Origin of the sequence: Lysobacter enzymogenes, assembly GCF_017355525.1 — a bacterium.
In the GTDB taxonomy this organism is placed as follows: Bacteria; Pseudomonadota; Gammaproteobacteria; order Xanthomonadales; family Xanthomonadaceae; genus Lysobacter; species Lysobacter enzymogenes_C.
The window spans coordinates 3821360-3847039 of record NZ_CP067395.1; the positions used below are offsets into that span (position 1 = coordinate 3821360).

16 protein-coding genes and 1 pseudogene are annotated in these 25680 nt (G+C 68.8%); 12 read left to right on the plus strand and 5 right to left on the minus strand.

The annotated features are described in order from the left end of the window. Positions 1-8: 8 nt before the first annotated feature. The 10 genes from JHW38_RS16060 (at position 9) to JHW38_RS16105 (ending at position 10481) form a co-directional block, all read left to right on the plus strand. A complete protein-coding gene (locus JHW38_RS16060; protein WP_207522334.1) occupies positions 9-695 on the plus strand; it encodes an ABC transporter ATP-binding protein in 687 nt (228 codons plus the stop codon). Positions 696-699: 4 nt separating this feature from the next. Beyond that, positions 700-1692, plus strand: a complete 993-nt coding sequence (locus tag JHW38_RS16065; protein WP_207522335.1) for an HlyD family secretion protein — start codon at positions 700-702, stop codon at positions 1690-1692. After that, positions 1689-2666 carry an HlyD family secretion protein gene (locus tag JHW38_RS16070; RefSeq protein ID WP_207522336.1) on the plus strand — a complete coding sequence of 326 codons (978 nt, stop codon included), beginning with the start codon at positions 1689-1691 and terminating at the stop codon, positions 2664-2666. The genes JHW38_RS16065 and JHW38_RS16070 overlap by 4 nt, the downstream gene beginning before the upstream one ends. Positions 2667-2713: 47 nt before the next feature. Next, positions 2714-3985: an efflux RND transporter periplasmic adaptor subunit gene (locus JHW38_RS16075; RefSeq protein ID WP_207522337.1), complete on the plus strand. Its 1272-nt coding sequence runs from the start codon at positions 2714-2716 to the stop codon at positions 3983-3985. Continuing rightward, entirely contained in the window at positions 3982-5235 is a 1254-nt protein-coding gene (locus tag JHW38_RS16080) for an ABC transporter permease (RefSeq protein WP_207522338.1), read from the plus strand. Before JHW38_RS16075 ends, JHW38_RS16080 begins: the two co-directional genes overlap by 4 nt. Positions 5236-5393: 158 nt before the next feature. After that, positions 5394-6383, plus strand: a complete 990-nt coding sequence (locus JHW38_RS16085) for a pyridoxal-phosphate dependent enzyme (RefSeq protein WP_207522339.1) — start codon at positions 5394-5396, stop codon at positions 6381-6383. A 221-nt stretch (positions 6384-6604) separates the two neighbouring features. After that, complete coding sequence (locus JHW38_RS16090) at positions 6605-7426, plus strand: V4R domain-containing protein (protein WP_207522340.1); 822 nt, start codon at positions 6605-6607, stop codon at positions 7424-7426. 199 nt (positions 7427-7625) lie between these two features. Beyond that, a complete protein-coding gene (locus tag JHW38_RS16095) occupies positions 7626-8324 on the plus strand; it encodes an MHYT domain-containing protein (protein WP_242690963.1) in 699 nt (232 codons plus the stop codon). Positions 8325-8555: 231 nt separating this feature from the next. Beyond that, positions 8556-8981: a ketosteroid isomerase-related protein gene (locus JHW38_RS16100; protein WP_207522342.1), complete on the plus strand. Its 426-nt coding sequence runs from the start codon at positions 8556-8558 to the stop codon at positions 8979-8981. A gap of 231 nt (positions 8982-9212) precedes the next feature. Further along, positions 9213-10481 carry a clostripain-related cysteine peptidase gene (locus tag JHW38_RS16105; RefSeq protein ID WP_207522343.1) on the plus strand — a complete coding sequence of 423 codons (1269 nt, stop codon included), beginning with the start codon at positions 9213-9215 and terminating at the stop codon, positions 10479-10481. 536 nt (positions 10482-11017) lie between these two features. Here the strand turns inward: JHW38_RS16105 and JHW38_RS16110 are convergent. The 5 genes from JHW38_RS16110 to JHW38_RS16130 all read right to left on the minus strand — a co-directional run bounded on the left by JHW38_RS16110 (position 11018) and on the right by JHW38_RS16130 (position 18369). Further along, positions 11018-12469 carry an efflux transporter outer membrane subunit gene (locus JHW38_RS16110; protein WP_207522344.1) on the minus strand — a complete coding sequence of 484 codons (1452 nt, stop codon included), beginning with the start codon at positions 12467-12469 and terminating at the stop codon, positions 11018-11020. Further along, positions 12462-15632: an efflux RND transporter permease subunit gene (locus JHW38_RS16115; protein WP_207522345.1), complete on the minus strand. Its 3171-nt coding sequence runs from the start codon at positions 15630-15632 to the stop codon at positions 12462-12464. The genes JHW38_RS16110 and JHW38_RS16115 overlap by 8 nt, the downstream gene beginning before the upstream one ends. Positions 15633-15860: 228 nt before the next feature. Next, positions 15861-17081, minus strand: a complete 1221-nt coding sequence (locus JHW38_RS16120) for an efflux RND transporter periplasmic adaptor subunit (protein ID WP_207522346.1) — start codon at positions 17079-17081, stop codon at positions 15861-15863. Next, positions 17078-18091, minus strand: coding sequence for an SDR family NAD(P)-dependent oxidoreductase (locus JHW38_RS16125; protein WP_207522347.1), 1014 nt, complete (start codon positions 18089-18091; stop codon positions 17078-17080). The genes JHW38_RS16120 and JHW38_RS16125 overlap by 4 nt, the downstream gene beginning before the upstream one ends. Next, positions 18088-18369, minus strand: coding sequence for a DUF2798 domain-containing protein (locus tag JHW38_RS16130; protein ID WP_207522348.1), 282 nt, complete (start codon positions 18367-18369; stop codon positions 18088-18090). The genes JHW38_RS16125 and JHW38_RS16130 overlap by 4 nt, the downstream gene beginning before the upstream one ends. 493 nt (positions 18370-18862) lie before the next feature. Here JHW38_RS16130 and JHW38_RS16135 point away from each other — a divergent pair. After that, a pseudogene (locus JHW38_RS16135) lies at positions 18863-19825 on the plus strand (LysR substrate-binding domain-containing protein); the annotation flags it as partial. Positions 19826-20303: 478 nt separating this feature from the next. Then, the gene (locus tag JHW38_RS16140) at positions 20304-25673 is read left to right on the plus strand and encodes an RHS repeat protein (protein WP_207522350.1); all 5370 of its coding nucleotides are present in this window, start codon (positions 20304-20306) and stop codon (positions 25671-25673) included. Positions 25674-25680: the final 7 nt, after the last annotated feature.

Here is a 25680-nt window from a genome sequence, read left to right on the forward strand (position 1 = left end):
GGTTATCGATGATCGAATTGGATGCGGTCCATCGTCGTTATGAAATGAACGGGCAAGCGGTGAATGCGTTGGCCGGGGTGGACCTGAAGATCGGCGCCGGCGAATTCGTCGCCATCACCGGCGCATCGGGTTCCGGCAAATCCAGCCTGCTCAACATCCTGGGCTGCCTGGACCGGCCGACCCGCGGGCGCTATCTGATCGAAGGCCGCGACGTCGCCGAGTTCGACGACGAGGACGCCAGCGACATCCGCAACCGCCGCATCGGCTTCGTGTTCCAGAGCTTCCACTTGCTGCCGCGGCTGACCCTGCTGGAGAACGTGCTGCTGCCGCTGCGCTTCCACCGCCAGCCGCCGGCGGACGCGCCGCAGCGCGCGCACCAGCTGCTGGCCCGGGTCGGCCTCGGCGAGCGCAGCGGGCACCGCCCCAGCGAGCTGTCCGGCGGCCAGCAGCAACGCGCCGCGATCGCCCGCGCGCTGCTGTTGCAGCCGGCGCTGCTGCTCGCCGACGAGCCGACCGGCAACCTGGACTCCAAGAGCGCGGCCGATGTGCTCGACCTGATCGGCGAAGTCCACGCCGGCGGCCAGACCGTGGTGCTGGTGACCCACGACCGCGACCTGGCCGCGCGAGCGCCGCGCGAGGTGCGCCTGCACGACGGCAAGGTCGAGCACGACAGCGCGCACGGCCGGGCGGCCTGAGCGCATGATCGCAAACGCATTCCGATCCGTTTCCGCCGCGTCCGCGCTCGCCGCCGCGCTGGCCATCGCAGCCGCTGTCGCCGCGCCCGCCGCTTGCGCGGTGGTACTGACCGGCGAAGTGCGCTCGGTCGGCGCCCAGGCCATCTACACCCCGCAGGCCAACACCGCGCCGGTGTCGCTGCGCTATTTCGTGCCGGAAGGGCAGGCGGTCAAAGCCGGCGAGGTGGTGCTGCGCATCGACCCGGGCCAGGCCGGCACCCAGATTCCCGAACTCGACGCCAAGATCGAACAGGCCCGGGCCAAGGCGGCCAAGGAACTGGCCGAGCTGGAAGTCAAAGCGGTCGACGCCGAAGTGGCGCAGGCCGAGGCCGATGCGGCGCTGGCCACGGCCAAGATCGAAGCGGCGATTCCGCGCGGCCTGATCTCGCAGCTGGACTACGACCGCCATCAGGGCGAACTCGACAAGACCCAGCGCGAGCAGCGGCTCAAGCGCGAACTGCTCGACGCCGCGCGCGCCGCGGTCGCGCGCCGGCGCCAGGACGGCGATCTGGAAACGCGCAAGCTCAGCGTGCAGCGCGATTACTACGCCGCGCTGCTGCGCCAGTCGGAAGTGCGCGCCGAGCGCGACGGCATCGTCCTGCACGGCTTCAACAACAACTGGATCGGCGGGCGCATCGACGAGGGCAGCTCGACCATGCCCGGCAGCAAGGCCGGCGAGGTGGTCGGCAGCGGCGGCGCGATGCAGGTGCGCGCCTGGGCGCTGGAACCCGACCGCCCCGGGCTGCGCGTCGGCCAGGACGTGCAGCTGAGTTTCGACGCGCTGCCGCAGCGCGAGTTGCGCGGGCGCATCGCCGCGATCGCCGGCGCGCCCGACCGCAAGCCCGAATGGGGCGAAGGCCGCTACTTCAGCGTCGACATCGACCTGCCGGCCGGGCACGGCCTGGCGCTGCTGCCGGGCATGAGCGTGCGGGTGACCGCGGCGGGAGCGCACCGATGAGAATCCATGCGCTGCGTTGCGCTGTTTTCTTCGCGCTGGCGTCGGCCGCAACGCTGTCCGCTGCGGCCGCGCCGTTGCGCGTCGACGGCGAAGTCTACGCGCGCCGTTCCTCGCCGCTGATGCCGCCGAACATCGAACGCATGTGGCAGTTCAACATCACCCAGCTCGCGCCCGACGGCGCGCCGGTCAAGCGCGGGCAGGCGGTGATCAGCTTCGACAGCAGCGACGTGATCAAGCAGCTCACCGAGAAGCGCAGCACGCTCAAGGAAAAGCAGAGCGAGCTGGAAAAGCTCGACCTGGAACTGGCCGAGCGCGAGCGCACCGAGCGGCTGGCCACCGCCGAGGCGCAGGCCGCGCTGGAGAAAGCCAAGCGCAAGACCGAGCAGCCGGCCGAGCTGATCGCCGGCGTCGAGTACCGCAAGCTGGTGGTCGCGCGCGAACAGGCCGAACGCAAGATGGAACTGGCGCGCAAGCGCGAAGTCCTGTCGGCCGAGCAGCGCCGCCAGGAGCGGCGCCTGCTGGCCGCCGAACGCGACCAGTTGCAGGCCGACGTGGATCGCCTGCAGCGCTCGCAACAGGCGCTCGACGTGGTCGCGCCGCGCGACGGGCTGATGATGCACCGAAGCAATTTCGAAGGCGAAAAATTCGATGTCGGCTCGCAGGTCTGGGTCGGCCAGACCGTGGCCGAGATTCCCGACATGAGCACGCTGGCGGTGCGCGCGGAACTCGCCGAGCGCGACCTGGGCCAGGTCAAGGTCGGCGCGCCGGTGCGGATCGTGGTCGAAGGCGGCGCCGGCAGCGTGCTGCGCGGCAAGGTCGCCTCGGTCGGGCGCGCGGTGCGCAGCAAATCGCAGGTGCAGCCGGTGCCGGTGCTGGACCTGGACGTGCAGCTCGACGATCCGCGCGCGCCGCTGCGGCCGGGGCAGGCGGTGCGGGTCGAGATCGCGGCGGCGGCGGCGGGAGCGGCGCGATGAGAGCGTTCGGTGTGGATGCGCGGCTTCTGCTGCGGTGCGGCGGCTGGTTGGCGCTGCCTCTCTGGTTGGCCGCCTGCTCCGGCGAACTCGCGCCGGCCGCGACCGAAACCGTCGCCGCGGCGCCGCTGCGGCTCAGCGTGCGCGGCGAGGGCGAGCTCAAGTCGGCCAAGGCCACGCCGCTGAGCGTGCCCGGCCGCAACTGGGCCGCGCGTCAGGTCGAGTGGATGCTGCCGGAAGGCAGCGCGGTCAAGAAGGGCGACCTGATCGCGCGCTTCAGCGCCGACCAGGGCAAGCAGGAACTGGCGCAGACCCTGATCGACCTGCAGCGCAACCAGCTCGCGCGCGCGGCCAAGCAGGGCGATCTGGACACCGCGCAGAGCAAGGTCGGGGTCGATCTGGCCCAGGTCGCGGTGCAGTTGGCGATCGCCGAACGCTACGCCAGCGCCGACCTGAGCACGCTGGCGCGCAACGAGGTGCTCGACGCGGTCCAGGACCGCAGCTTCCTGACCTCCAAGCAGGACATCCTGCAATGGCAGCGCGGCCAGGCCGGGGTGCGCGGCGGCGCCGAGCTGGCGGTGCTCGACGCCCAGCGCGCGACCTACGACATCGCCGCCAAGACCCGCCAGGCCGACCTGGACGCGCTGGAACTGCGCGCGCCCAACGACGGCGTGCTGATGCTCGCGACCAACTGGCAGGGCGACAAGGCCAACATCGGCGCGACCCTGCGCGCGGGTTTCGATTACGGCAGCCTGCCCGACGCGTCGGCGATGGAACTGGACCTGAGCCTGCCGCAGATCGAGGCGCAGGGGGTCAAGGTCGGCAACGCGGTCGAGATGTTCCCGGTCGGCCGGCCCGAACAGACGATCCGCAGCAAGCTGTCCTGGGTCGCCAGCGCGGCCAAGGTGCGCAATCAGCAGAGTCCGGTGAAGTATCTGAGCATGAAGGCGCCGATTCCGGCCGAAGCGATCGCGCGCTACAAGCTGGTGCCGGGCCAGCAGTTGCAGGCGCGGGTGGTGCTGCTGGACGCGCCCAAGGCCTTGAGCGTGGCCAACGTCGCGGTCGACAGCGACGACGGCCGCGACTACGTGCGGGTGCGCGACGGCGCCGGCTTCCAGCGCCGCGAGGTCCAGCTCGGCGTGCGCGGGCCGGCGCGTTCGCAGGTGCTGTCGGGCCTGCGCGAAGGCGATGCGGTGTTGCTGGCCGAAGCCGGCGCGATCGACGCGCCGACCGCCAAGGCCGAAGACGCGGCCAAGGACGCGGCCGCGCAAGACAAGAAGGCCGCGGCGAAACCGCAACCGGCGCAGGCGGTGGGCCGATGAGCCGCGCGCTGGGCTGGCTGCCGCCGATCTGGCGCGAAGCGGTCGAGGAACTGTGGCGGCGCCGGCTGCGCACCTTGCTGACCTTGCTCGGTCTGATCTTCGGCGTCGGCGCGATCGTGGCGATGCAGGCGGTCGGCGAGGGCAGCCGGCGCGAAGCGCTGCACCTGGTCGAAAGCCTCGGCCTCAACAATCTGATCGCCGAAGCCAAGCTGCAGCAGGACGAGAACAGCCTGCGCGAGATCCGCGCGCGCAGCCTCGGCCTGAGCCTGGCCGACGCCGACGCGGCGCTGGCGGTGGTGCCCGGCGCGCAGCGCTACGCCGCGGAAAAACCCGTGCGCACCCATTCGGTGTTCAGCGATCACGGCCGCAGCGACGCGCAGGCCAGCGGGGTCAGCCCGGACTACTTCGAACTGTCGTCGCTGCGCGTGGCCAAGGGCCGCGCGCTCAGCGCCGACGACGACCGCGCGCTGGCGGCGGTGGCGGTGCTCGGCCATCAGGCCGCGGCCGATCTGTTTCCGCACATGGATCCGCTCGGCCGCTATCTGAAGGTCAACCACGTGTGGCTGCAGGTGGTCGGCGTGCTGGCCGACCGCGACCTCAGCAAGGACCAGTTCGAAGGCGTGCAGCTGGGCCTGGAGAGCAACCGCGTGTACGTGCCGCTGGCCAGCGCGCGGGCGCGGTTCAAGTTCAATCCGCAGGAGGACGAAATCGACCGCTTCCTGCTGCGGCTCGGCGACCCCTCGCAACTGGCGGCCGGCGCGCGGGTGCTGTCGACGGTGCTCGGCCAGCGCCATGCCGGCAGCGCCGATTTCCGCCTGGTGGTGCCGCAGCAGCTGTTCCAGCAGCACCAGAAGACCCAGCGCATCTTCCGCGTGGTGATGGGCGCGATCGCCGGCGTGAGCCTGCTGGTCGGCGGCATCGGCATCATGAACATCATGCTCGCCAACGTATTGGAGCGGCGGCGCGAGATCGGCCTGCTGCGCGCGCTCGGCGCGCGCCGGCGCGACGTGGTCGCGCAGTTCCTGCGCGAGGCCACGGTGATCTGCGTCGCCGGCGCGGCGCTGGGCTTGCTGTTCGGCGTGCTGTTGGCGTATCTGATCGCCGCGTTCGCCGGCTGGCAGGTGGCGTGGGCGCCGCTGCCGGTGTTGCTGTCGGCGGCGTTCTGCGCGGCGGTGGGACTGGCGTTCGGGGTGTATCCGGCGCGGCAGGCGGCGCGGTTGGATCCGATCGCGGCGTTGAGGCATGACTGAGGGGGGCAAAAGCGGGAATAGGGATTAGGGGTTAGGGAACTGCGGGTACGCGGGCGGTCGAGGCATCGCAGTTTCCGGTTGCGGCGGTGTTGTATGCGGGCGTCGCAACTCCAGTTCCCTAACCCCTAACCCCGCTCGTGCTGCGCTACGCTTGCGCGATGAACGCTCCCGATACCCCGACGCTCGCCGCCCCCGCCTACACCGACATCCTCGCCGCCGCCGCGCGCATCGCCGCGCATGCGCACGCGACTCCGGTGCTGACCTCGCACGCGCTCGACGAGCTCGCCGGCTGCCGGCTGCACTTCAAATGCGAGAACCTGCAGCGCGGCGGCGCGTTCAAGTTCCGCGGCGCCTGCAATGCGGTGTTCTCGCTGAGCGACGAACAGGCCGCGCGCGGCATCGTCACCCAGAGTTCCGGCAACCACGGCGCCGCCATCGCCCTGGCCGCGCGCCTGCGCGGCGCGCGCGCGACCGTGGTCGCGCCGCACAACACGCCCAAGGTCAAGCTCGCCGCGATCCGCGCCTACGGCGCGCAGGTGGTGTTCTGCGAACCCGCGCAGTCCGCGCGCGACGAAGCCACCGCGCGGGTGCTGGCCGACACCGGCGGCGTGCTGGTGCATCCGTTCAACGATCCGTTGGTGATCGCGGGGCAGGGCACCGCGACGCTGGAACTGATGGCGTCCGCGCCCGGCCTGGACGCGGTGATCGCGCCGGTCAGCGGCGGCGGCCTGCTGTCGGGCACCGCCATCGCCGCGCACGGCGCCGACCCGGGCGTTGCGGTCTACGGCGCCGAACCGCAGGGCGCGCGCGACGCCCACGACTCGCTGCGCGAAGGCCGGCGCATCACCGGCCGCGCCACCGACACGGTCTGCGACGGGCTGCGCGCGGAACTGGGCACGCTCACCTTTCCTATCCTTGGCTCACACGTGCGCGAGGTGTTGCTGGTCGACGACGCGCAGGCGATCGCGGCGATGCGGCTGATCTGGGAGCGGATGAAGCTGGTGGTCGAACCCTCCGGCGCGGTTCCGCTGGCGGCGGTGCTGGCGAACCGCGAATTGTTCTCCGGCCGCAGCGTCGGCCTGATCGTCTCCGGCGGCAATGTCGACCTCGATCAAGCGGCGCAATGGTTCGCCGCACACGCTTCGTGACCGGTTTCCGATTCGGTTTGCGTTTGTTATGCGGCGCACGTTGAGGACGCGTCCTCGCGCCGCATAAAAAGACTAAAAACCAGGGCTTTTGTGTGATCTTGGTTAGTGTTTTTTGTTAACACAACTGGCACGCTGCGCCATCGCGCGCCAGTCCCTGTCATGACGCGTCGACCGCTCGATCCGAGCGGAACGGACCCGCGCACAGGCCAGGGGAGTTCTGCATGGTGGATGTCGAGTTTCGCGTGGTTTCCGAGCGCCGCGACGGCCTGCTGCTCGCCTTGGGCCAGGTCGTCATCGCCAACGGTTTCACCCTGCTGCGCCAACGCATGCTCAACAGCGACGAAGGCGTGGTGCTGGTGATGGTGGTGCGCGGGCCGGCCGATCAACTGCTGGTGCTGGAGGAGAAGCTGGGCACCCATCATCTGGTGCAGAGCTTCGAGGCCTCGCCCTACGAAGGCGCGTCGAGCGCGCCGGCGCAGGCGCCCGCGCGCTCCGGCAATGGCAACGGTCATGGCAACGGCCACGGCGACGGCCATGCAGCGCCGCCGCCGCAGTCCGCGCCGCCGGTCGCCTCGGCGCCGATGCCGGCCGGCGCCGCGCCGATCGACATGCAGCGCGTGGAAACGCTGCTGCCCCAGTTGGCGCGCAACTACCCCAACATCCTGCTGCAGCTGGTCGCGCTCGAGCGCGAGCTGCCGCCGGCCCAGCGCGAGGCGACCTTGCGCTACATCGGCCAGCGCGTCGGCGCCTGGGTCTACAAGCGCGACTTCGCCCTCGGCGGACAGCTGCCGATGGCCGACTCGGTGCGCCGCATCGCCCTGCCGGCGATGCGCCAGCTGGTCCAGGCCGAACTGCACGACGACTCGCTGCGCGTGCGCAACAGCCCCTTCTGCCATCGCGGCGAACATGGCGAGTGCTGCCATTTCCTGCGCGGCATGCTCGGCGGCCTGCTCGAAGGCCAGCACGGCGGCAACGTGCGCGTGGTCGAAAGCCAGTGCCGCAACACCGGCGCGGAGACTTGCCGGTTCGATTTCGAAGCCTGACCGGACAGACCGGTCGACCGCCGCGGCCGGGATCGCCGCGGCGCCACGCGCCGACGTACGCGCCGGCGTGGGATGTCGCCTTGGCGCGGGACGGCGCCCGGGCGGCCGATTGCTGTTCCTATCCGAAGACAACCCATCCACCAGGGGGTTCGCCATGCCGCTCGACCAAGCGATTCAATGCGTCCACGACCCGTTGCTCGTGATTCTTTCCTATGTGGTGTCGGTGCTGGGGTCGTTCACCGCCCTGCAGTTGGCCATCGCCATCCCGGGCGCGACCGGCGCGGCGCGCTGGCGCGCCGTGACCGCCGCCGGCATCGCGATGGGCGGCGGCGCGATCTGGGCGATGCACTTCATCGCCATGCTCGCCTGCCGGATGAACGTGGAAGTGACCTACGACCTGCCCGTCACCCTGGGTTCGGCGGTGATCGCGGTGGTGTCGTGCATGGCCGGCCTGTCGATCGCCGGCACCGGCGTGTTCAACTGGAGCAAGCTGATCGTCGGCGGCGTGCTGATGGGCCTGGGCGTGACCGGCATGCACTACACCGGCATGGCGGCGATGGTGATGCCGGCCGACACCGTCTACAACCAGTCGCTGCTGGTGACCTCCGCCGGCATCGCCATCGTCGCCTCGATCGTCGCCCTGTGGCTGGCGTTCAACCTGCGCGGCTGGGCGCAGATGCTCGGCAGCGCGCTGGTGATGGGCGTGGCCGTGTGCGGCATGCACTACACCGGCATGCTCGCGGCGACCTTCATCCCCGACAAGAGCGCGGCCGCCGCCGGCGGCGTCAGCGGCGGCTACCTCGGCGTGGGCATCTTCGTGGTCACCACCGCGCTGCTCGCGGCGGTGCTGACGATCAGCCTGCTGCGTCAGCGCCAGCGCGCGATGGTGCGGATCTGATCGCGCCGATCCGGGACTGAGCATGCGAGCGTCGAACGCGGCCCGGCGGGCTTACCGCCGGGCCGCGCGCTTTTGCGGGAGGGATTTTCCGGGACGGCCTTCAGCCCCTCCCGCAAAACCGGCACCGGCTGCGAACGCCCTTCCGCCCTGGCTCGTCGGCCCGGCGCGAATGCGCGATCATGCGCCTGCCCCGCCCCCTTCCCCGACCCAGATTCCGCAGGACCGCAGCCGATGACCGAAGGCCCCCGCCGCCACGACCTCGCCAGCGAGCTGGTGCTCTCCTACTACGCCGCGTTCAACCGCGGCGACTGGGACGGCATGCTCGCCACGCTCGGCGACGACGTCGTCCACGACCTCAACCAGGGCGCGCGCGAAACCGGCCGCGAGGCGTTCGCGGCGTTCCTGCGACGCATGTCGCGGCACTACCGCGAGCAATTGCGCGACATCGTGGTGATGACCTCGGTCGACGGCGCCCGCGCCGCGGCCGAGTACGTGGTGCACGGCGAGTACGCGGTCACCGATCCGGGCCTGCCGGAAGCGCGCGGGCAGAAGTACGTGCTGCCGGGCGGCGCGTTCTTCGAGATCCGCGAGGGCCGGATCCAGCGGGTCAGCAACTACTACAACCTCGACCATTGGGTGGCCCAGGTCGGCGGCTGAGCGGCACGCGCTTCGGCGCCTTCCGCCACCGGCGCTGCGCAACGCAGTTCCGGCGTGCGTGTCGCGTTCCTCGCGAGCGATCACACTTGCGACGCAAATTTTAGGTAGGGCGCGCCAGGGTGAGCCGCGCCGGCTTGCGCTTTTACCTGTGGCGGACGCGTGTCCGCCCTTCGCCGCGCGCACGAAGCGCGCCGTGCGCGCCGCGAAGCTCACCTACCAGGAACCCGAACCATGCGATTGCTCAATCACGCCATGCTCGCCGCCGCCCTGCTCGCGGGCGGCGGCCTGGCCCATGCCGCCAAGGCGCCGGCCAAACCCAAGGCGGCCACCGCCGAGTGGAACGTGCTGGTGTTCATGAACGGCAAGAACAACCTCGAAGAATTCACCGTCCACAACTGGAACCAGATGGCCAAGGTCGGCAGCACCGACAAGGTCAACATCCTGGTCGAGTACGGCCGCGGCGACGGCTATTACACCGGCAACGGCGACTGGACCGGGGTCAAGCGCTACCGCGTGGCCAAGGGCGCCAAGCCGACCGCGGCCAATGCGCTGCTCGACCTGGGCAAGGCCAAGCTCAACACCGACATGGGCGATCCGGCCGCGCTGGCCGACTTCCTGGCCTGGAGCGCCAAGACCTATCCGGCCAAGCGCACCATGCTGGTGATCTGGAACCACGGCCAGGGCTTCCGCGCCGCGCCGGTGCAGGCCACCCACCGCGCGGTGTCGTTCGACGACGAAACCGGCAACGCGCTGTACAACAGCGACGTCGCCGCGGCGATCAAGACCGCGCTCGGCGACAAGAAGCTCGACATCGTCGCCTTCGACGCCTGCCTGATGGCGATGATCGAACCGGCCTACGAGTTGGCCGATCGCGCCGATTACCTGGTCGGCAGCGAAGACCTGGAACCGGGCGAAGGCTGGGATTACGGCTTCCTCGCCGGCCTGGTCAAGGCGCCGGCGACGACCGATGCCAAGGCGCTCGGCAAGCTCGTGGTCGACAGCTACGACGCGTACTACACCAACAAGCCGTCCGGCCACACCACGCTGTCGAGCATCGATCTGGGCAAGATCGGCCTGTTCGCCGACGCGCTCGACGGGGTGACCGCGTCGCTGACCACCAGCGCCGAGCAGCAGGCCGCGCGCGATGCGCGCAAGGCGCTGACGCCGTATCCGACCTCCTACGGCGTCGACATCGGCGGCTGGCTCGCCACGCTGAAGACCAAGGCCGTCGACGCCGACAGCAAGGCCGCGATCGGCGACGCGCAGGACGCGTTGGCGCTGGCGGTCAAGAGCAACTACACCAGCGGCAACAAGGTCGGCAAGAGCTATTACGGCGACACCGGGCTGGCGGTGTTCTTCCCGCAGAGCGCGGCCGAGTTCAACCGCGACAGCTTCCGCGACGGCTACAAGGTCAGTAATACCGACCGGCCGATCCGCTACGTCGGCGAATCGGCGTGGCCGGGCTTTCTGAAGACGGTGTTCTCGGTGCCGACCGACTGAGGCAAAAAAAGCCGACGGGACGGCCGCGGCGGCGATGCGGCGCGGGCGCGCTACCAGTCGCGCCCGCGCGCGCTGCGCGGCGAGCGGAACCCAGTGCCGCGCCGCGCATGCCGCCGCGACCGGCCCGTCGGACCGAGGAATTCGGCCATGGCCTCGCGGCGACGCCGCGAGGCGAACATCGGAACCGACCGCCCGGGACGCGCGACGCGCGCCCCACCGCGAGGAACGCGCAACGCGTCCCGGGCGAATCGATGCGGGGCGGCGCGGGCGCGAGGCCCGCGCCGCCGGGAATCAAAAGGACCGACGAGCGGCCTGCGGCGGTAGAGAGGGGAGGGGCCGCGCCGCGGGCCGGGGTCGTCGGTCAGGAAAGCGGAGAAGGCAAGAGCGGGGTTGGGGGTTGGGGAACTGAGGTGGCGATGATCGGGCGCAGCCTTCGCGGAAGTTGCGACAGCGCGTATCGGAGTACACCGCCACAACGAAGCTGCCAACCATTGCGCACTCTCAGTTCCCTAACCCCTAGTCCCTAATCCCGCTTCTCAATTACGAGCTACTCCCTCGCGCACCGGCTCACGCGCCGGCCACCCACCCGCCATCGCCTTGTACAACGCGATGGCGCCGGTGACCGAACGCGTGCGTCCGTCGGCGAACGCGTCCTGCGCCTGCAGCTGGGTGCGCTCGGCGTCGAGCACTTCGAACAGGTCGGCGGCGCCGGCCTCGTAACGCACGCGCGCGAGCTTGGCGGCCTTGCGGCTGTCGTCGGCGGCGCGTTCCAGGTGCTGGTCCTCGACCCGCGCGCGGGCGTAGCGGACCAGCGCGTTCTCGGTGTCTTCCAGCGCCAGCAGCACGCTTTGCTGATAACGCGCCAACTCGCCTTCGGCGCTGGCATCGGCGGCCTTGATGCGCGAGCGCACCCGGCCGATGTCGAGGAACGACCAGTCGATGCCGAGCGCGACCAGACGGGTTTCGCTGGCGCGTTCGAACAGCGCGCTGGTGTCGATGGCCTGCGAACCGATCAGCCCCGACAGGGTGAAGCGCGGGAACAGGTCGGCGGTGGCCACGCCGATGCGCGCGGTGGCCGCGTGCAGGCGGTGCTCGGCCGCGGCGACGTCGGGACGCCGGCGCAGCAGCTCGCCCGGCGTGCCGGCATCCAGCCGCGCCGGCAAGGCCGGCAGCGCCGAGGCCTGATCGAGCTCGGCCACCAGCGAATCCGGCGTCTGCCCGGTCAGCACCGCGAGGCGGTGCTGGGTCACCGCGACCTGGGCTTCCAGGTTCGGCACCCGCGCCAGGGTCGCTTCGAGCTGGGCGCGAGCGCGCGAGGTGTCGAACTCGGTGCCGCGGCCGGCGTCGAAGCGCGCTTCGACCAGACGCAGCGTCTCCTGCTGGTTCTCGGCGTTCTCGCGCGCGACCCGCAGGCGTTCCTGCAGGCCGCGCAGCTCGACGTAGCTGCGCGCGACTTCGCCGACGATGGTCACCTGCATCGCCTGCAGGTCGGCCGCGCTGGCCCAGGTGTCGGCGCGCTGCGACTCGACGTTGCGGCGCACGCGGCCGAACAGGTCGAGTTCCCAGCTGACGTTGGCCTGGACGCTGTAGCTCTCGTTGTCGCGGCCGCGGTTGTCCACGCCCGGCATCTGGTCGCTGCTGGAGCGGGTGTCGCTGCCGCTGGCGCTGCCGGTGATGGTCGGGAAGCGGTCGAACTTGGCGCCGCGCAACAGCGCGTTGGCGCGGTCGTAGTTGGCCAGGGCGATGCGCAGGTCGTGGTTGGCGCCCAGCGACTCCTCGACCAGCCGGGTCAGCAGCGGGTCGTTGAAGTTGCGCCAGAACTCGGCGGCCGGATCCGGCGCGGCGGTGCCGTCGGTGGCGGCCTCGGCGTCGGCGCGGGAGAACTTTTCCGGCGTCGCCAGGGTCGGCCGGACATAGTCCGGACCGACCGCGCAGGCGGCCAGCGCGAGCGTCAGCAGCGCGACCGCGGGAAGTTGCAACTTACGCATGGACGGTCTCCGAAACATTGTGGTGGTCGCCGTGCGAGACCAGCTTGTTGCCGACCAGCTTGCGCAGCGCCACGTAGAACACCGGGGTCAGGAACAGACCGAACAGGGTCACGCCGAGCATGCCGGCGAACACGGTGATGCCGGTGACCGAGCGGACCTCGGCGCCGGCGCCGTGCGACAGCACCAGCGGCACGGTGCCGGCGATGAAGGCGATCGAGGTCATCACGATCGGACGCAGACGCAGGCGGCACGATTCCAGCGCGGCTTCGACGATGCCCTTGCCCTGCAGTTCCAGCTCGCGGGCGAACTCGACGATCAGGATCGCGTTCTTGCACGCCAGGCCCATCAACACCACCAGGCCGACCTGCACGAACACGTTGTTGTCGCCGCCGGTCAGCTTGACGCCGATCAGCGCCGACAGCATGCACATCGGCACGATCAGGATCACCGCCAGCGGCAGGGTCCAGCTTTCGTACAGCGCGGCCAGCACCAGGAACGCGAGCAGGATGGCGAGCGGGAACACGATCATCGCCGCGTTGCCCTGGCTGACCTGCTGATAGCTCAGGTCGGTCCACTCGATCTCCATGCCGTTGGGCAGGACCTTGGCGGCCACGTCCTTGACCACTTCCATCGCCTGCGAGGACGACATCACGCGCGGGTCGACGTCGCCGGCGATGTCCGCGGCCGGGTAGCCGTTGTAGCGCAGCACCGGGTCGGGACCGAAGGTCTGCTTGATGCTGACCATCGAACCGATCGGCACCATCTCGCCGCGGTCGTTGCGGGTGCGCAGGTTGGCGATGTCCTCGACGCTGTCGCGGAACGAACCGTCGGCCTGGGCGATGACCTGCCAGGTGCGGCCGAACTGGTTGAAGTCGTTGACGTAGGCCGAACCCAGGTAGGTCTGCAGGGTGTCGAACAGCTCGGTCAGCGGCACGCCCTGCGCCTTGGCCTTGACCCGGTCGACTTCGGCGTCGAGCTGCGGCACGTTGGCCTGGTAGGTGCTGTTGGCGTAGCCCATGCCCGGGGTCTGCATGACCGTGCCCTGGAACGCGCTGACCGCGTTCTGCAGCGCGCCGTAGCCGAGGTTGTTGCGGTCCTGGATGAACATCTGATAGCCCGCGCCGTTGCCCAGGCCGAGGATCGGCGGCGGCATCAGCGCGAAGGTGAAGCCTTCCTGGAAGCCGCTGATCTTCTGGTTCAACTCGGCGGTGATCTCCACCGCGCTGCGGTGACGCTCGGAGAACGGCTTGAGCGGCAGGAACGCCACGCCGGTGTTGGGCGTGTTGGTGAACTGCACCGCGTTGAGGCCCGGGAAGGCGATCGAGTGCTGCACGCCTTCGGTCTTCATCGCCACATCGGTCACCTTGCTCAGCAGGGCGTCGGTGCGCGAGATCGAGGAGCCTTCCGGCAGCTTGACCGCGGCGATCAGGTACAGCTTGTCCTGCAGCGGGATGAAGCCGGGCGGCACGATCTTGAACATGAAGCCGGTGGCGACCAGCAGCACCGCATAGACCACGAACACCGCGCCGCGCTTGCCCAAGGCGCGCGAAATCGCGCCCTGGTACTTGTGCGAGCTGGAGGCGAAGAAGCGGTTGAACGGACGGAACAGCCAGCCGAACAGGCGGTCGATCAAGCGCGTCGGCGCATCCTTGGGCGCGCCGTGCGGCTTGAGCAGGCGCGCGGCCAGCGCCGGCGACAGGGTCAGCGAGTTGACCGCCGAGATCACCGTGGAGATGGCGATGGTGACCGCGAACTGCTTGTAGAACTGGCCGGTCACGCCCGACAGGAACGCCATCGGCACGAACACCGCGCACAGCACCAGCGCGATCGCCACGATCGGGCCGGACACTTCCTTCATCGCCTGGTGCGCCGCGTCGAGCGGGCTCAGGCCTTCCTCGATGTTGCGCTCGACGTTCTCGACCACCACGATCGCGTCGTCGACGACGATGCCGATCGCCAGCACCAGGCCGAACAGGCTCAAGGTGTTGATCGAGAAGCCCAGCAGGTACAGCGCGGAGAACGTGCCGACCACCGACACCGGCACCGCGATCAGCGGAATGATCGAGGCGCGCCAGGTCTGCAGGAACAGGATCACCACCAGCACCACCAGCAGCACCGCTTCGAGCAGGGTCGACACCACCGCCTTGATCGAGTCGCGCACGAAGATGGTGGTGTCGTACACCGCCTCGTACTTGATGCCTTCCGGGAACGTCTTGGAGAGCTGGTTCATCGTGCCGATGACCTGCTCCTGGATCTGCAGCGCGTTCGCGCCCGGCGCCTGGAAGATGCCGATGCCGACCGCGTTCTTGCCGTCGAGCTGCGAGCGCAGGCTGTAGTCGCCGGCGCCGAGTTCCAGGCGGGCGACGTCGGACAGACGCACCACTTCGCCGTCGTTGCCGCGCTTGAGCACGATGTCGCCGAACTCCTTCTCGCTGCGCAGGCGGCCCTGGGCGTTGATCAGGGTCAGGAAGTCGCTGCTCGGCATCGGCTCGGCGCCGAGCTGGCCGGCGGAGACCTGCACGTTCTGCTCGCGCATGGCGCGGACCACGTCGCCGGCGGTGAGGCCGCGCGAGGCGACCTTGTCCGGGTCGAGCCAGGCGCGCATGGCGTAGTCGCCGCCGCCGAAGATCTGCGCGTCGCCGACGCCCGACAGGCGCGCCAGGCTGTCCTTGACGTGCAGTCGGGCGTAGTTGCGCAGGTACAAGGTGTCGTACTTGCCGTTCGGCGAAGTCAGGTGCACGACCATCAGGAAGACGGGCGACTGCTTCTGCGTCGTCACGCCTTGCCGGCGCACGTCCTCGGGCAGTCGCGCCAGCGCCTGGCTGACCCGGTTCTGCACGCGCACGGCGGCGTCGTCGGCGTTGGTGCCCGGCTTGAAGGTCACGGTGGTGACCAGCACGCCGTCGGAACCGGCGACCGACTTGATGTACATCATGTCTTCGACGCCGTTGATCGCTTCTTCGAGCGGCGTGGCGACGGTTTCGGCGATGACCTTGGGGTTGGCGCCCGGATACACCGTGCGCACGACCACCGAAGGCGGCACCACTTCGGGATATTCGCTGATCGGCAGGATCGGGATCGCGATCAGGCCGGCGGCGAAGATCACGATCGACAATACGGCTGCGAAGATCGGCCGATCGATGAAAAATTTGGAAAAGTCCATGACGGATTCCTTGGTGCGGCGATGAGCCGCATGGGTCCCGGGCCGGGTCCCGCGAGGGGCGGGGTCGGCCTTTGATTGCTTTGAACCGGCTGGAAGGTTCGTCATTCCCGCGCAAGCGGGAATCCAGAGACTTCAAGCGTTCTCGCCCGAACAGCCCTGGATCCCCGCCTTCGCGGGGATGACGTCAGGTAGATCCGACCGGTTCGTGTGGTGGCTGCTAAGCCCGGCTCACTTCGACCCGGCCGCCGCGCCCGGTGCGGCGGGCACCGGCGCCGGCGCGCCCATCGCGATGGACTTGGGCTGCACCGGCATGCCCGGGAAGAACACCTTCTGCACGCCGTGGACGATGACCTTGTCGGTCGGCGCGAGCCCGGATTCGACCACGCGCAGCCCGTCGATCATGCGGCCGAGCTTGACGTCCTTGCGCACCGCCTCGTTCTTGGCGCCGAGCACGTAGACGTACTTGCGGTCCTGGTCGGTCAGCACGGCCTTGTCGTCGACCAGCATGGCCTTGAACTCGCCGCTGCCTTCCAGCTGCACGCGCGCGAACAGGCCCGGGGTCAGCACCCGGTCTTCGTTGGGGACCACGGCGCGGGCGCGGATGGTGCCGGTGTTGGAGTCGAGCTGGTTGTCGGTGAAATCGACCGTGCCCGCATGCGGGTAGCCGTTTTCGCCGGCCAGGCCGACCTTGACCGGGTTCTTGTCGCCGGAACGCTCGCCCTTGCGGGCCAGGTCGTTGTAGCGCAGGTAGGTCTGTTCGTCGGCTTCGAAGTACACGTACATCGGGTTCTGCGAGACCAGGGTGGTCAGCAGGGTCTGGTCGGCCGAGGCCAGGTTGCCGACGGTGACCATCGCCCGACCGGCGCGGCCGTTGATCGGCGAACGCACTTCGGTGAAGGTCAGGTCGAGCTGGGCCGAGGCGACCGCGGCTTCGGCCGCGCGCACCGCGGCGTCGCCGCCGGTGCTGGCGGCGCGGCGGGTCTCGAACTCCTCGCGCGAGATCGCCTTGGCCTCGACCAGGGTCTGGGCGCGCTTGTCCTGGGTCTGGGCCAGGCGCGCTTCGGCGCGCGCGCGTTCCAGTTCGGCCTGGGCGCGGTTGAGCTCGGCGCGGTAGCGGCGCTGGTCGATCACGAACAGCAGGTCGCCTTTCTTGACCTCCTGGCCTTCCTTGTAGGCGACGCGGTCGACGTAGCCGCTCACGCGCGGGCGCAGCTCGACGGTTTCCACCGCCGACACCCGGCCGGTGAACTCGTCCCACTGCCGGACCTGCTTGCTCAGGACCTGGGCGACGCTGACTTCCGGCGGCGGCGGCGCGCCGCCTTCGTGCGGAGCGGCCTGGCTGCCGCAGCCGACGGCGGCCAGGGCGATGACGACGCTCGCGGTCAACGCGAGCACGGAAAGTCCGATTCCGGGCTTGCCGGAGCGGACGGAGAAGTGACGGGTGCTCATCGTGGGGTGGGTTCCTGTTTGGGATTCGGTGCGGTCAGCGACTTCAGCAGGGCGCGCGCGTCGAGCAGACATCGTTGGGTCTTGTCGTCGGACGCACAGTCCGGTTCTTGCGCGGTTGCGGCGGCGGCTGCGGGAAGCGGGACCGTCTTGGGTAAGGTGTCGCGACTGGTAGGAAGCGGCGCGGGAGGGGCGGGCGGAGCGGCGGAGCGGGCTGGCGTTGCGTCGTCGACGCGGCTGGCGGGCGGTGAGGGGAGCCGGATCGCAGCCGGCGGCGGCGGCGACGGCCGCGCGCGCGGCGGCAACAAGGTCGGCGCCGGCGCGCGCAACGCATACGGCACGATCGGACGCGGCGGCTCCTCGCTGATGTCGTGATCGATCAGCGCCATCGCGCGCTGGCCGACCGACAGCGCACTGGGCCATTCGGGGCAGGAATGGCGTTGGTTGAACTCGGTGCACACCGGCGTGTCGACGGCCAGCAGCTGCACCCGCACCGCCTGTTGGCGCGCTTCGTCGTGCAGCACGCGCGCGAGCATGCGCAGCGCGGCGGCGCCGATCGAGCGGTGGCCGTAACCGGCCCAGGGGTGCTCGCTGCCGGGACCGCCGATCAGCACATAGGTGCCGCCGCGGTCGCGTTCGGCCAGCAACGGCAGCAGGTGGCGCGCCGCGGCGAGGTGGGGGAGAAGATCCTCGTCGAGCTTGCGCCGCAGGAACTCGGCCGGGTTGTCGAGCAGGCGGCCGCGCTCGGCGCTGCCGCACACCGCCGCGACCACGCCGGCGAGCGGGCGGCCGAGCTTGCGCAGGGCGCGCGCGAGCTTGGCGCCGGCCGCGTCGTTGGCGACGGAACCGGTCACGACGGTCAGGTCGGCCTGGGGGTAGCCGGCCTTGAGCGCCTTGAGTTCGCTGGACCGGCGCGCGACCGCGATGACCGGGCGGCCGCTGTCGATCGCGGCCTGCACGACCCCGCGGCCGACGCCGCCGGTGGCACCGAGTACAACCAAAGGGGCTTTCATTGTCCCGCCCCTGGGACTTTCTCTCCCACAACCGGGACGATCCCGTGACGCTTGTCATCCTGGGTGTAGTGCGCGAGCAGCGCGCCGACGGCCGGCATCAGCAGCATGGCCGCGGGCAGGGCGATGGTGAAGGCCAGCACCCAGGCCAGCATCCACGCTTCCTCGGCGCCCTGGGCCAGGCCCTGGCGGAAGACGACGACGGCGAGGCCGATCAGCGCGGACATGGCCAGCGACATGACGGGCAGAAACGCGTACCTGGCTTGGCGGGGGGTCAACATGGCGGGGGGACCTCGTGACGATGTGCGGCACAGGTTAGAGATGGGAACGGGTCTTGATTAGCCCGGGATTCAGGGAATAATTGTCCCGGCAACGGTCCAATCCCGGTTCCGGCCCCTTGAAGGCCGGCGGACCCGCCCCAACCCCGACTGTGCGGAAGGGGGCCGGCCCGCGGTGCATCGCACGACGGCGCCACTTTCGGCGTTCGCCGCGGACGGCGGCAGTGGAAGCGATCAATCCGCGCCGGTGACAGCCGTCATCACTTATCACCGCGCCGGCAGGAGCCGGCGGGCGTCACACCCAGGGAGTCGTCGGTCCGGCACCGGCAGGCCGCGTTCCGCCCGCGTCGTCGCGACGCGCCCGGTCCTGGCATGCACCGCTGATCGCTGTACGTACATACCGTTACACCATCCGTCTCGCGTTCGAACACAATCGCTTGCCGATCCCGGTCTGCGGCGTGGTGTTCCCAGCCTTCGAACCAGGAGTCCAACCCCCGTGGCTCACGATCTCAACGACACGCTGATCTTCGTCAAGGTGGTCGAAAGCGGCAGCTTCATCGCCGCCGCGCAGGCGCTGCGCCTGCCCAAGACCACGGTCAGCCGCAAAGTCCAGGAACTGGAAACGCGCCTGGGCGCGCAGCTCCTGCACCGCACCACGCGCAAGCTCGGCCTGACCGAAGCCGGCAACGTCTACTTCGAGCACTGCCAGCGCATCGCGCGCGAGTTGAACGAAGCCGAAAGCGCGGTCGGCCAGCTGCAGGGCGGCCCGCGCGGCTGGCTGCGCATCACCGCGCCGTACTCGGTCGGCATCACCTGGATCGCGCCTTTGCTCGGCGAGTTCCACGCCCGCCATCCCGAGGTGCGGGTGGAGATGAACCTCAGCAACGAAACCGTCGACATGATCGACCAGGGCATCGACGTGGCCCTGCGCGTCGGCGCGCTGCCGGATTCGAACCTGATCGCGCGCAAGCTGGCGGTGTTCCGCACCCAGATCTACGCCAGCCCGAACTACCTGGCGCGCCACGGCGAACCGCTGCACCCCGACGACCTGCGCCACCACCGCACCCTGGCCATGCCCAAGTCGCGGCGCAGCAACAACGAATACGTGTGGGCGCTCAGCGACGGCGAGCGCACCGTCGACTACGTGATCGACCCGGTCATGGTCGCCAACGACCCGGGCCCGCTGCGCGGCGCGCTGCTGTGCGGCGAAGCGCTGATGCTGGCCGCCGACGTCACCGTCAAGGCTTTCGCCGAACAAGGCTACGTGCAGCGCGTGCTGGCCGGTTGGACCGGTCCGGAGTACGAGTTCAACGCCGTGTTCCCGCGCGGCCAGGTGCAATCGCCGAAGGTCCGCGCCTTCGTCGACTTCCTGGTCGAACGCCTGAACTTCGACGCCGACTACATGCAGGTGCTGTGCCCCGACGCCAAGCGCTTCCGCAAGGCCTCCGAAGAAGCCGAAGCCGCGCTCGCCCACGGCCTGGCCAAGGAAGCCGGCGAACCGCGCACGATCGCGGTGCCGGTGGTCGAAGCGATCGAAGCGATCGCCGAGGCGGTCGACGGCGGCAAGCGGCCCGGCAAGGCGCGCGTCGCCGCGAAGGCCGACGCCGAGACCAAGCGCGACGGCACCCCGAGCGACGAGGACGCCGCGTTGGCGTAAGGCTTGCGGCGCGCCGCGCCGGACAGGTTCGTTGTGTGGACTCCCCATCGTCTCGCGGTCGAGGCGGTGGGGATTTTTTGTCTACATGCGAGTCGCGCTTGCGCATAGTGCGCGGCTTTTTTCCGCTTCAACGCCTGAATCGAATCACGCGCATTACGTCCCGTTACAAATGCGACTTGAATCAGGGTTTGGCTTGCTGCAATGATCGCCGCGGGGCAGGTCACGGACGCCCTGAAAACGAGCAGCTTTCAGCCGCAACGGCTGATCCACGGACGATTCCATGAATTCGATGAATAAGCGATTCCTTCGCAGCGACGCGCTGCGATACGGCTTGGCCTGGGCGTTGTTTTTGCTGACGGCGCTCGCGTTGAGCCCCGCCCGCGCGCAGAACACCGATTGGCCCAACGAATACGCCAAGCGCGTACGCGCCACCGAGAACGTTTCGCCGTTGTCGGACGAGGCCTTCGGCGACAAGGTGAACCTGTTCAACGGCACCGTGCGCTTCAGCCACGACCTGATCTCGCTGCCGGGCAACAGCGCGTTGCCGGTGTCGCTCGGCATCTTCCTGGATCCGCACGACATCACCGGCGGGCCGCTCAACGGCAACTGGGATCTGGATATTCCCTACGTCGGCGCGGTGCATCACAGCAAGAGCGCGGAGGCCAAGGGATGGGTGGCGTTCCCCTCTTACGTCAACAACGGCTATGTCGACTTCGACTATTCGATGTTCTGGAGCGGCAACCGCCTCACCATCAACGGAGGCGGCGGCGGCGACTTGCTCAAGATCGGTAACGACCCTAAGCAGGTGAAGCCGAACAACTCTGTCAGCTACACCTTCGCGACCAAGGACGGCTGGTACTTTTCCGAGCTGCCCAGCGTGCAGAACGGCCCCGGCAAAGGCCTGATCGGCTACGCACCGGACGGCACCAAGTACACCTTCGACTGGCTCGTCTATCGGCGCTATTCGTCGATCACCCATCCGTGGGGATACAACGTCGCCAATGCGTTGCTGCACCGCTACAAGCTCAAGCTCTATGTCAGCAAGATCGAAGACCGCTTCGGCAACTGGGTGAAGTACGAGTGGGAGCAGGATCATCCCAAGCGGATCTACGCCAACGACGGGCGCGAGATCACGATGACGTACACCGATCCGGCGCCGTATCTGTTCGCCGGGAACGTGCAGACCAACATCCTCTCGGCGACCGCCAACGGCCGGACCTGGACGTTCAGCTATCCATCGGGAGAAGGCGGCAACGTCCGCAACCCGGATGGCACCGAATGGAAATACGAAGGTCCAGGCCAGTTGGGCACGTTCCGCCTGGATGTCGCCGAATACCTGCTCAATCCTGACACCAACCAGACCTACCCAAAGCAGAACGTTCCCTGCTCGCCGGGCGCGATCCTCAAGGACACCACCAGCCGGGCGCGCATCACCCATCCGTCCGGCGCGGTCGCGCAGTACACATTCAAGTCCATGCGGCACGGGCGGACCAACGTTCCGTTCCTGTGCGAAACGGGCATCAACGACAACAGCCCGCGCAATCGCTATTCCACGTTCCACGACACGTGGTCGATCACCGAGAAGCGCATCAGCGCGCCGGGCGTAGCGGAGAAGGCTTATACCTACAGCTACGACGGCGTTGGTGAGGGCTATCAGACCCAGGACGAGTCGCGCTGGGACATCGGCGCCGGCTGGAACGCCAAGTACGCGCCGCCTGCGCCCAACTACAAGACCGTTACCGTCACCGAGCCCGACGGCACCCAGAACATCCACACCTTCGGCCGCGACCGCGACATCAACGAAGGCCAGTTGTTCAAGGTCGAAACCAAGAAAGCCGGCACGGCCTACCGCGTGGTCGACAGCGCATACGTAACCGACGCCGAAGCCGCTGCGATGCCATTCCCAAACTGGATGGGCAGCAACGGCGACGAGTACGCGGACAAGCTGCCCAACTCCAACCGGCCGCTCAAGAGCGCGATCACCCGTCAAGACGGCGCCACCTTCAACCGCGCGATCAACGCATTCGACGCGCTGGCGCGGCCGGTGAACACGACCGCATGGTCGTCCGGCACCGCCAGCGACGGCAGCCGCACCACGACGACGGAGTACCACGACGATCTCGCCTTGTGGGTGCTGGGCCAGGTCAAGAAGGAAAACAACGCCAACACCGGCTGGATCGTGTCGCGCACCGAGTACGACGCGCAAGCCCGTCCTTCGCAGCGCTACGCATTCGGGCGGCTGGTCGAAAGCTACGGCTACAACGCCGACGGAACCCTGGCGACGGTCACCGACGGCGGCGGCAACGTCACCGCCTTGAGCGCGTGGAAGCGCGGCTTGCCGCAATCGATCCAGTACGCCGACCTCACCGGCGATTCGGCCGTGGTCGACGATAACGGCTGGCTTTCCTCGGTGACCGACGAGAACGGCTACACCACCGCTTATGCCTACGATCCGATGGGTCGGTTGAAGACCGTCACGCCGCCGTCCGGCGACAGCAACGCGTGGAGCGCTACCCAGATCACCCTGAGCCGGCGCGACATGGACGAGTACGGCCTGCCGCCCGGCCACTGGATGCATACCACGACCATCGGCGGCCGCTACTGCAAGAACGTGTTCCTGGACGGCTTCTGGCGGCCGGTGCTGACCCACGAATGGGACTGCGCCGATCTTCAGGGTACCTTGCGCGCCAGCGCCCAACGTTACGACGACAAGGGCCGGACGGTGTTTTCGAGCTACCCGCTCGGCTATGCGGATGCATTCCCCAATGTCTTCTCGACACCGCTCAAGGGAACCTACACCGATTACGACGCCCTCGGGCGCGTCTCGCTGTTGCAGCAAGACAGCGAGCTCGGCCGCCTGAGTGCGCGCACGGAGTATTTATCCGGCTTCCAGACGCGGTTGACCAATCCGCGTCAACAGCAGACCACCACGGCGTATCAGACCTTCGATCAGCCCGGCATCGACGCGCCAGTGTCCATCGCGCATCCCGAAGGCACGCTGACCACCATCGCACGCGACATCCTCGGCGCCGCGACGGCGATCCGCCGCAGCAACCAGGACGGAACGGTCCAGCTCACCCGCAGCTACGTCTACGACGGCCAGCATCGGCTGTGCAAAAGCATCGAACCCGAAACCGGCGCGACCGCGACCGGTTACGACGCCGCGAACAACATCGCCTGGACCGCGACCGGCCTGGCGCTGCCGGCGACCGACAGCTGCAACCGCGACGAAGCGCTGGCGTCCGGCCGCGCGATCGGCCGCAGCTACGACGCGCGCAACCGCATCAAGGCCCTGAGCTTCCCGGATGGCCGCGGCAATCAGGCCTGGACCTACTACCCCGACGGCTTGCCTAAAGAGATCGTGACCCAGAACGGCGGGCAGGACCCGGCGGTCACGAACCGCTACTGGTACAACAAACTGCGTCTGCCGACCGCCGAGCAAATGAGCTTCTCCACTTTCGAATGGGGCTTCGGTCTGGACTACACCAACGAGGGCAAGCTCGCTTCGCACACCTATCCCAACGGCCAGCAGGTCGCCTACGACACCAACGGCCTGGGCCAGGCCAAGCGCGCGGGCAGCTATGCCAGCGAGGTCAGCTATTTCGCCAACGGCGGCCTGGCGCGGTTCGTCTACGGCAACGGCATCGTCCACACCCTGACCCAGAACGCACGCGGACTGGCCGAGCGCAGCCGCGACGCCGGCGCCGCCACGGTGCTCGACGACAGCTACGACTACGACGCCAACGGCAACGTCGCGGCCATCAGCGACGGCCGCGCGGGCGCGCCTGGCAACCGCAGCATGACCTACGACGGGCTCGACCGCCTGACCACGACGGCATCGACCATGTTCGGCGCCGCGTCCTACAGCTACGACGCGCTCGACAACCTGCGCACGGTCAAAGTGGCCGGCACCGCGACGGTTCCCGGACGCCAGCACGTTTACTACTACAACGGCGCCAATCAGCTTGAACTGGTCAGGACGCCGGACGGCGCGGGCGTGATCGGCCTGGAATACGACGAACAAGGCAACCTGCGCAACAAGAACGGAAAGCAGTTCCGCTTCGACTACGGCAACCGCCTGCGTGAGGCGAAGGACGCGGAATCGTATCTCTACGACGGCCACGGCCGGCGGGTGCTGTCCACCAGCCCGACGCTCGGCCGCATCGTCTCGATGTACAGCCAGGACGGTGTGCTGCGCTATCAACGCGACTTCCGCAAAGAGAAGGACATCGCCTACTTCCATTTGAACGGCAGCCTCGTGGCGAAGGCCACGTCGCCGACTGCGCCCGATGTACCGGTGGTGGCTGCGCCCAGCTACGTCTCGCAAACCAGCTACACCGTCAGCTGGAGCAATGTCACCGCGTCCGGCAGCTATGAGTTGCAGGAGCGAACGAACGGCGGCGCCTGGCAGGCTTTGTACAACGGCGCCGAACGTAGTCGGACACTCTCGGGGCGCAGCAGCGGCAGCTATGGCTACCGAGTGCGCGCCTGCAACGGCGCCGGCGGTTGCGGCCTGTGGAGCGTCGAGGCGAACGTGCAAGTGCAGCGCCCCCCGACCGAGGCACCGGTGCTGACCGTTCCCGCGACCGCATTAAACGGACAGTACAGCGTCAGCTGGGCCGCAGCCGGCGGCGCTACGGATTACGTGCTGGAGGAAAGCTTCAAAAGTGGCGCCTGGAGCACCGCATACAGCGGTTCTGCGCTGAGCCAGGCGTTTTCGGCGAAACCCTACGGCGTCTTCGCTTATCGGGTGAAGGCCTGCAACCCGGCAGGTTGCGGACCGACCTCGGCTGCCAGCAACGTTTCTGTTCTGTATCCGCCGGGCTCGGCACCGACCTTGACCGCACCGGCGCAGAGCGACGCGGGCAGTTTCGCTGTGAGCTGGACCGCTGTCGGCGGCACGAGCCGGTACGAACTGGAGCAGAACGCCCTCGGCGGCGGCTGGGCCTTGATCCAGGACGCCAATGCGACCAGCCGCACGATCGTGGGCGGCGCCAGCGGAACCTATGGCTACCGCGTCCGTGCCTGCAACGCAGCCGGTTGCGGCGCGACCTCGGCGGAAGTCCAGGTGACCGTGATCGGCCCGCCCACCGCGGTGCCGTCGATGAGCCTGGCTGCGAGCAACAATACCGGCTCGTTCGAAGTGACCTGGACCGTCGTCCCGACCGCGACGGCATATCAGCTCGAAGGCAGCCGCGAGGGCGCAGCCTGGCAGCTGCTGTATCAGGCCGCGGCCAACGGCACCATCCTGGGCGGCCTGGGAGACGGCCGCTACGGATACCGCGTGCGCGGCTGCAATCCGGCCGGATGCGGGCCTTACTCCGACGTCCGTTTCATCGTCGTCGACCTGCCGCCGGCCACGCCGAGCATCACGTTGGCCGATTGGCTGCGCAACACGCTGAAGGGGAGCGTCGTCAACGACACCTGCACCGTGCGCTGGACGACTACTGCGAAGACGCAGAACTACGAACTGCAGTCGGCAGACAACGGCGCGCAGTTGTACCGAGGGTCCGCAACGCAGGCCGTCTCTGCGTCGAGTGGGCAGTATTGCGCGTTGAACTATGCCGTACGTGCGTGCGGTACGGGCGGGTGCTCGGCGTGGTCGTCGCCGGCCTATCCGGCCACCCGCCGCACCGAGCCGATGGACTGAGGAGTAA

What these genes read in the sequence shown, in the direction of transcription:
- JHW38_RS16120 (WP_207522346.1), bottom strand. Translation starts at nt 17,081, where the DNA reads ATGAGCACCCGTCACTTCTCCGTCCGCTCCGGCAAGCCCGGAATCGGA.
- JHW38_RS16140 (WP_207522350.1), top strand. Translation starts at nt 20,304, where the DNA reads ATGAATTCGATGAATAAGCGATTCCTTCGCAGCGACGCGCTGCGATAC.
- JHW38_RS16085 (WP_207522339.1), top strand. Translation starts at nt 5,394, where the DNA reads ATGAACGCTCCCGATACCCCGACGCTCGCCGCCCCCGCCTACACCGAC.
- JHW38_RS16130 (WP_207522348.1), bottom strand. Translation starts at nt 18,369, where the DNA reads ATGTTGACCCCCCGCCAAGCCAGGTACGCGTTTCTGCCCGTCATGTCG.
- JHW38_RS16105 (WP_207522343.1), top strand. Translation starts at nt 9,213, where the DNA reads ATGCGATTGCTCAATCACGCCATGCTCGCCGCCGCCCTGCTCGCGGGC.
- JHW38_RS16090 (WP_207522340.1), top strand. Translation starts at nt 6,605, where the DNA reads ATGGTGGATGTCGAGTTTCGCGTGGTTTCCGAGCGCCGCGACGGCCTG.
- JHW38_RS16065 (WP_207522335.1), top strand. Translation starts at nt 700, where the DNA reads ATGATCGCAAACGCATTCCGATCCGTTTCCGCCGCGTCCGCGCTCGCC.
- JHW38_RS16060 (WP_207522334.1), top strand. Translation starts at nt 9, where the DNA reads ATGATCGAATTGGATGCGGTCCATCGTCGTTATGAAATGAACGGGCAA.
- JHW38_RS16115 (WP_207522345.1), bottom strand. Translation starts at nt 15,632, where the DNA reads ATGGACTTTTCCAAATTTTTCATCGATCGGCCGATCTTCGCAGCCGTA.
- JHW38_RS16100 (WP_207522342.1), top strand. Translation starts at nt 8,556, where the DNA reads ATGACCGAAGGCCCCCGCCGCCACGACCTCGCCAGCGAGCTGGTGCTC.
- JHW38_RS16125 (WP_207522347.1), bottom strand. Translation starts at nt 18,091, where the DNA reads ATGAAAGCCCCTTTGGTTGTACTCGGTGCCACCGGCGGCGTCGGCCGC.
- JHW38_RS16110 (WP_207522344.1), bottom strand. Translation starts at nt 12,469, where the DNA reads ATGCGTAAGTTGCAACTTCCCGCGGTCGCGCTGCTGACGCTCGCGCTG.
- JHW38_RS16080 (WP_207522338.1), top strand. Translation starts at nt 3,982, where the DNA reads ATGAGCCGCGCGCTGGGCTGGCTGCCGCCGATCTGGCGCGAAGCGGTC.
- JHW38_RS16070 (WP_207522336.1), top strand. Translation starts at nt 1,689, where the DNA reads ATGAGAATCCATGCGCTGCGTTGCGCTGTTTTCTTCGCGCTGGCGTCG.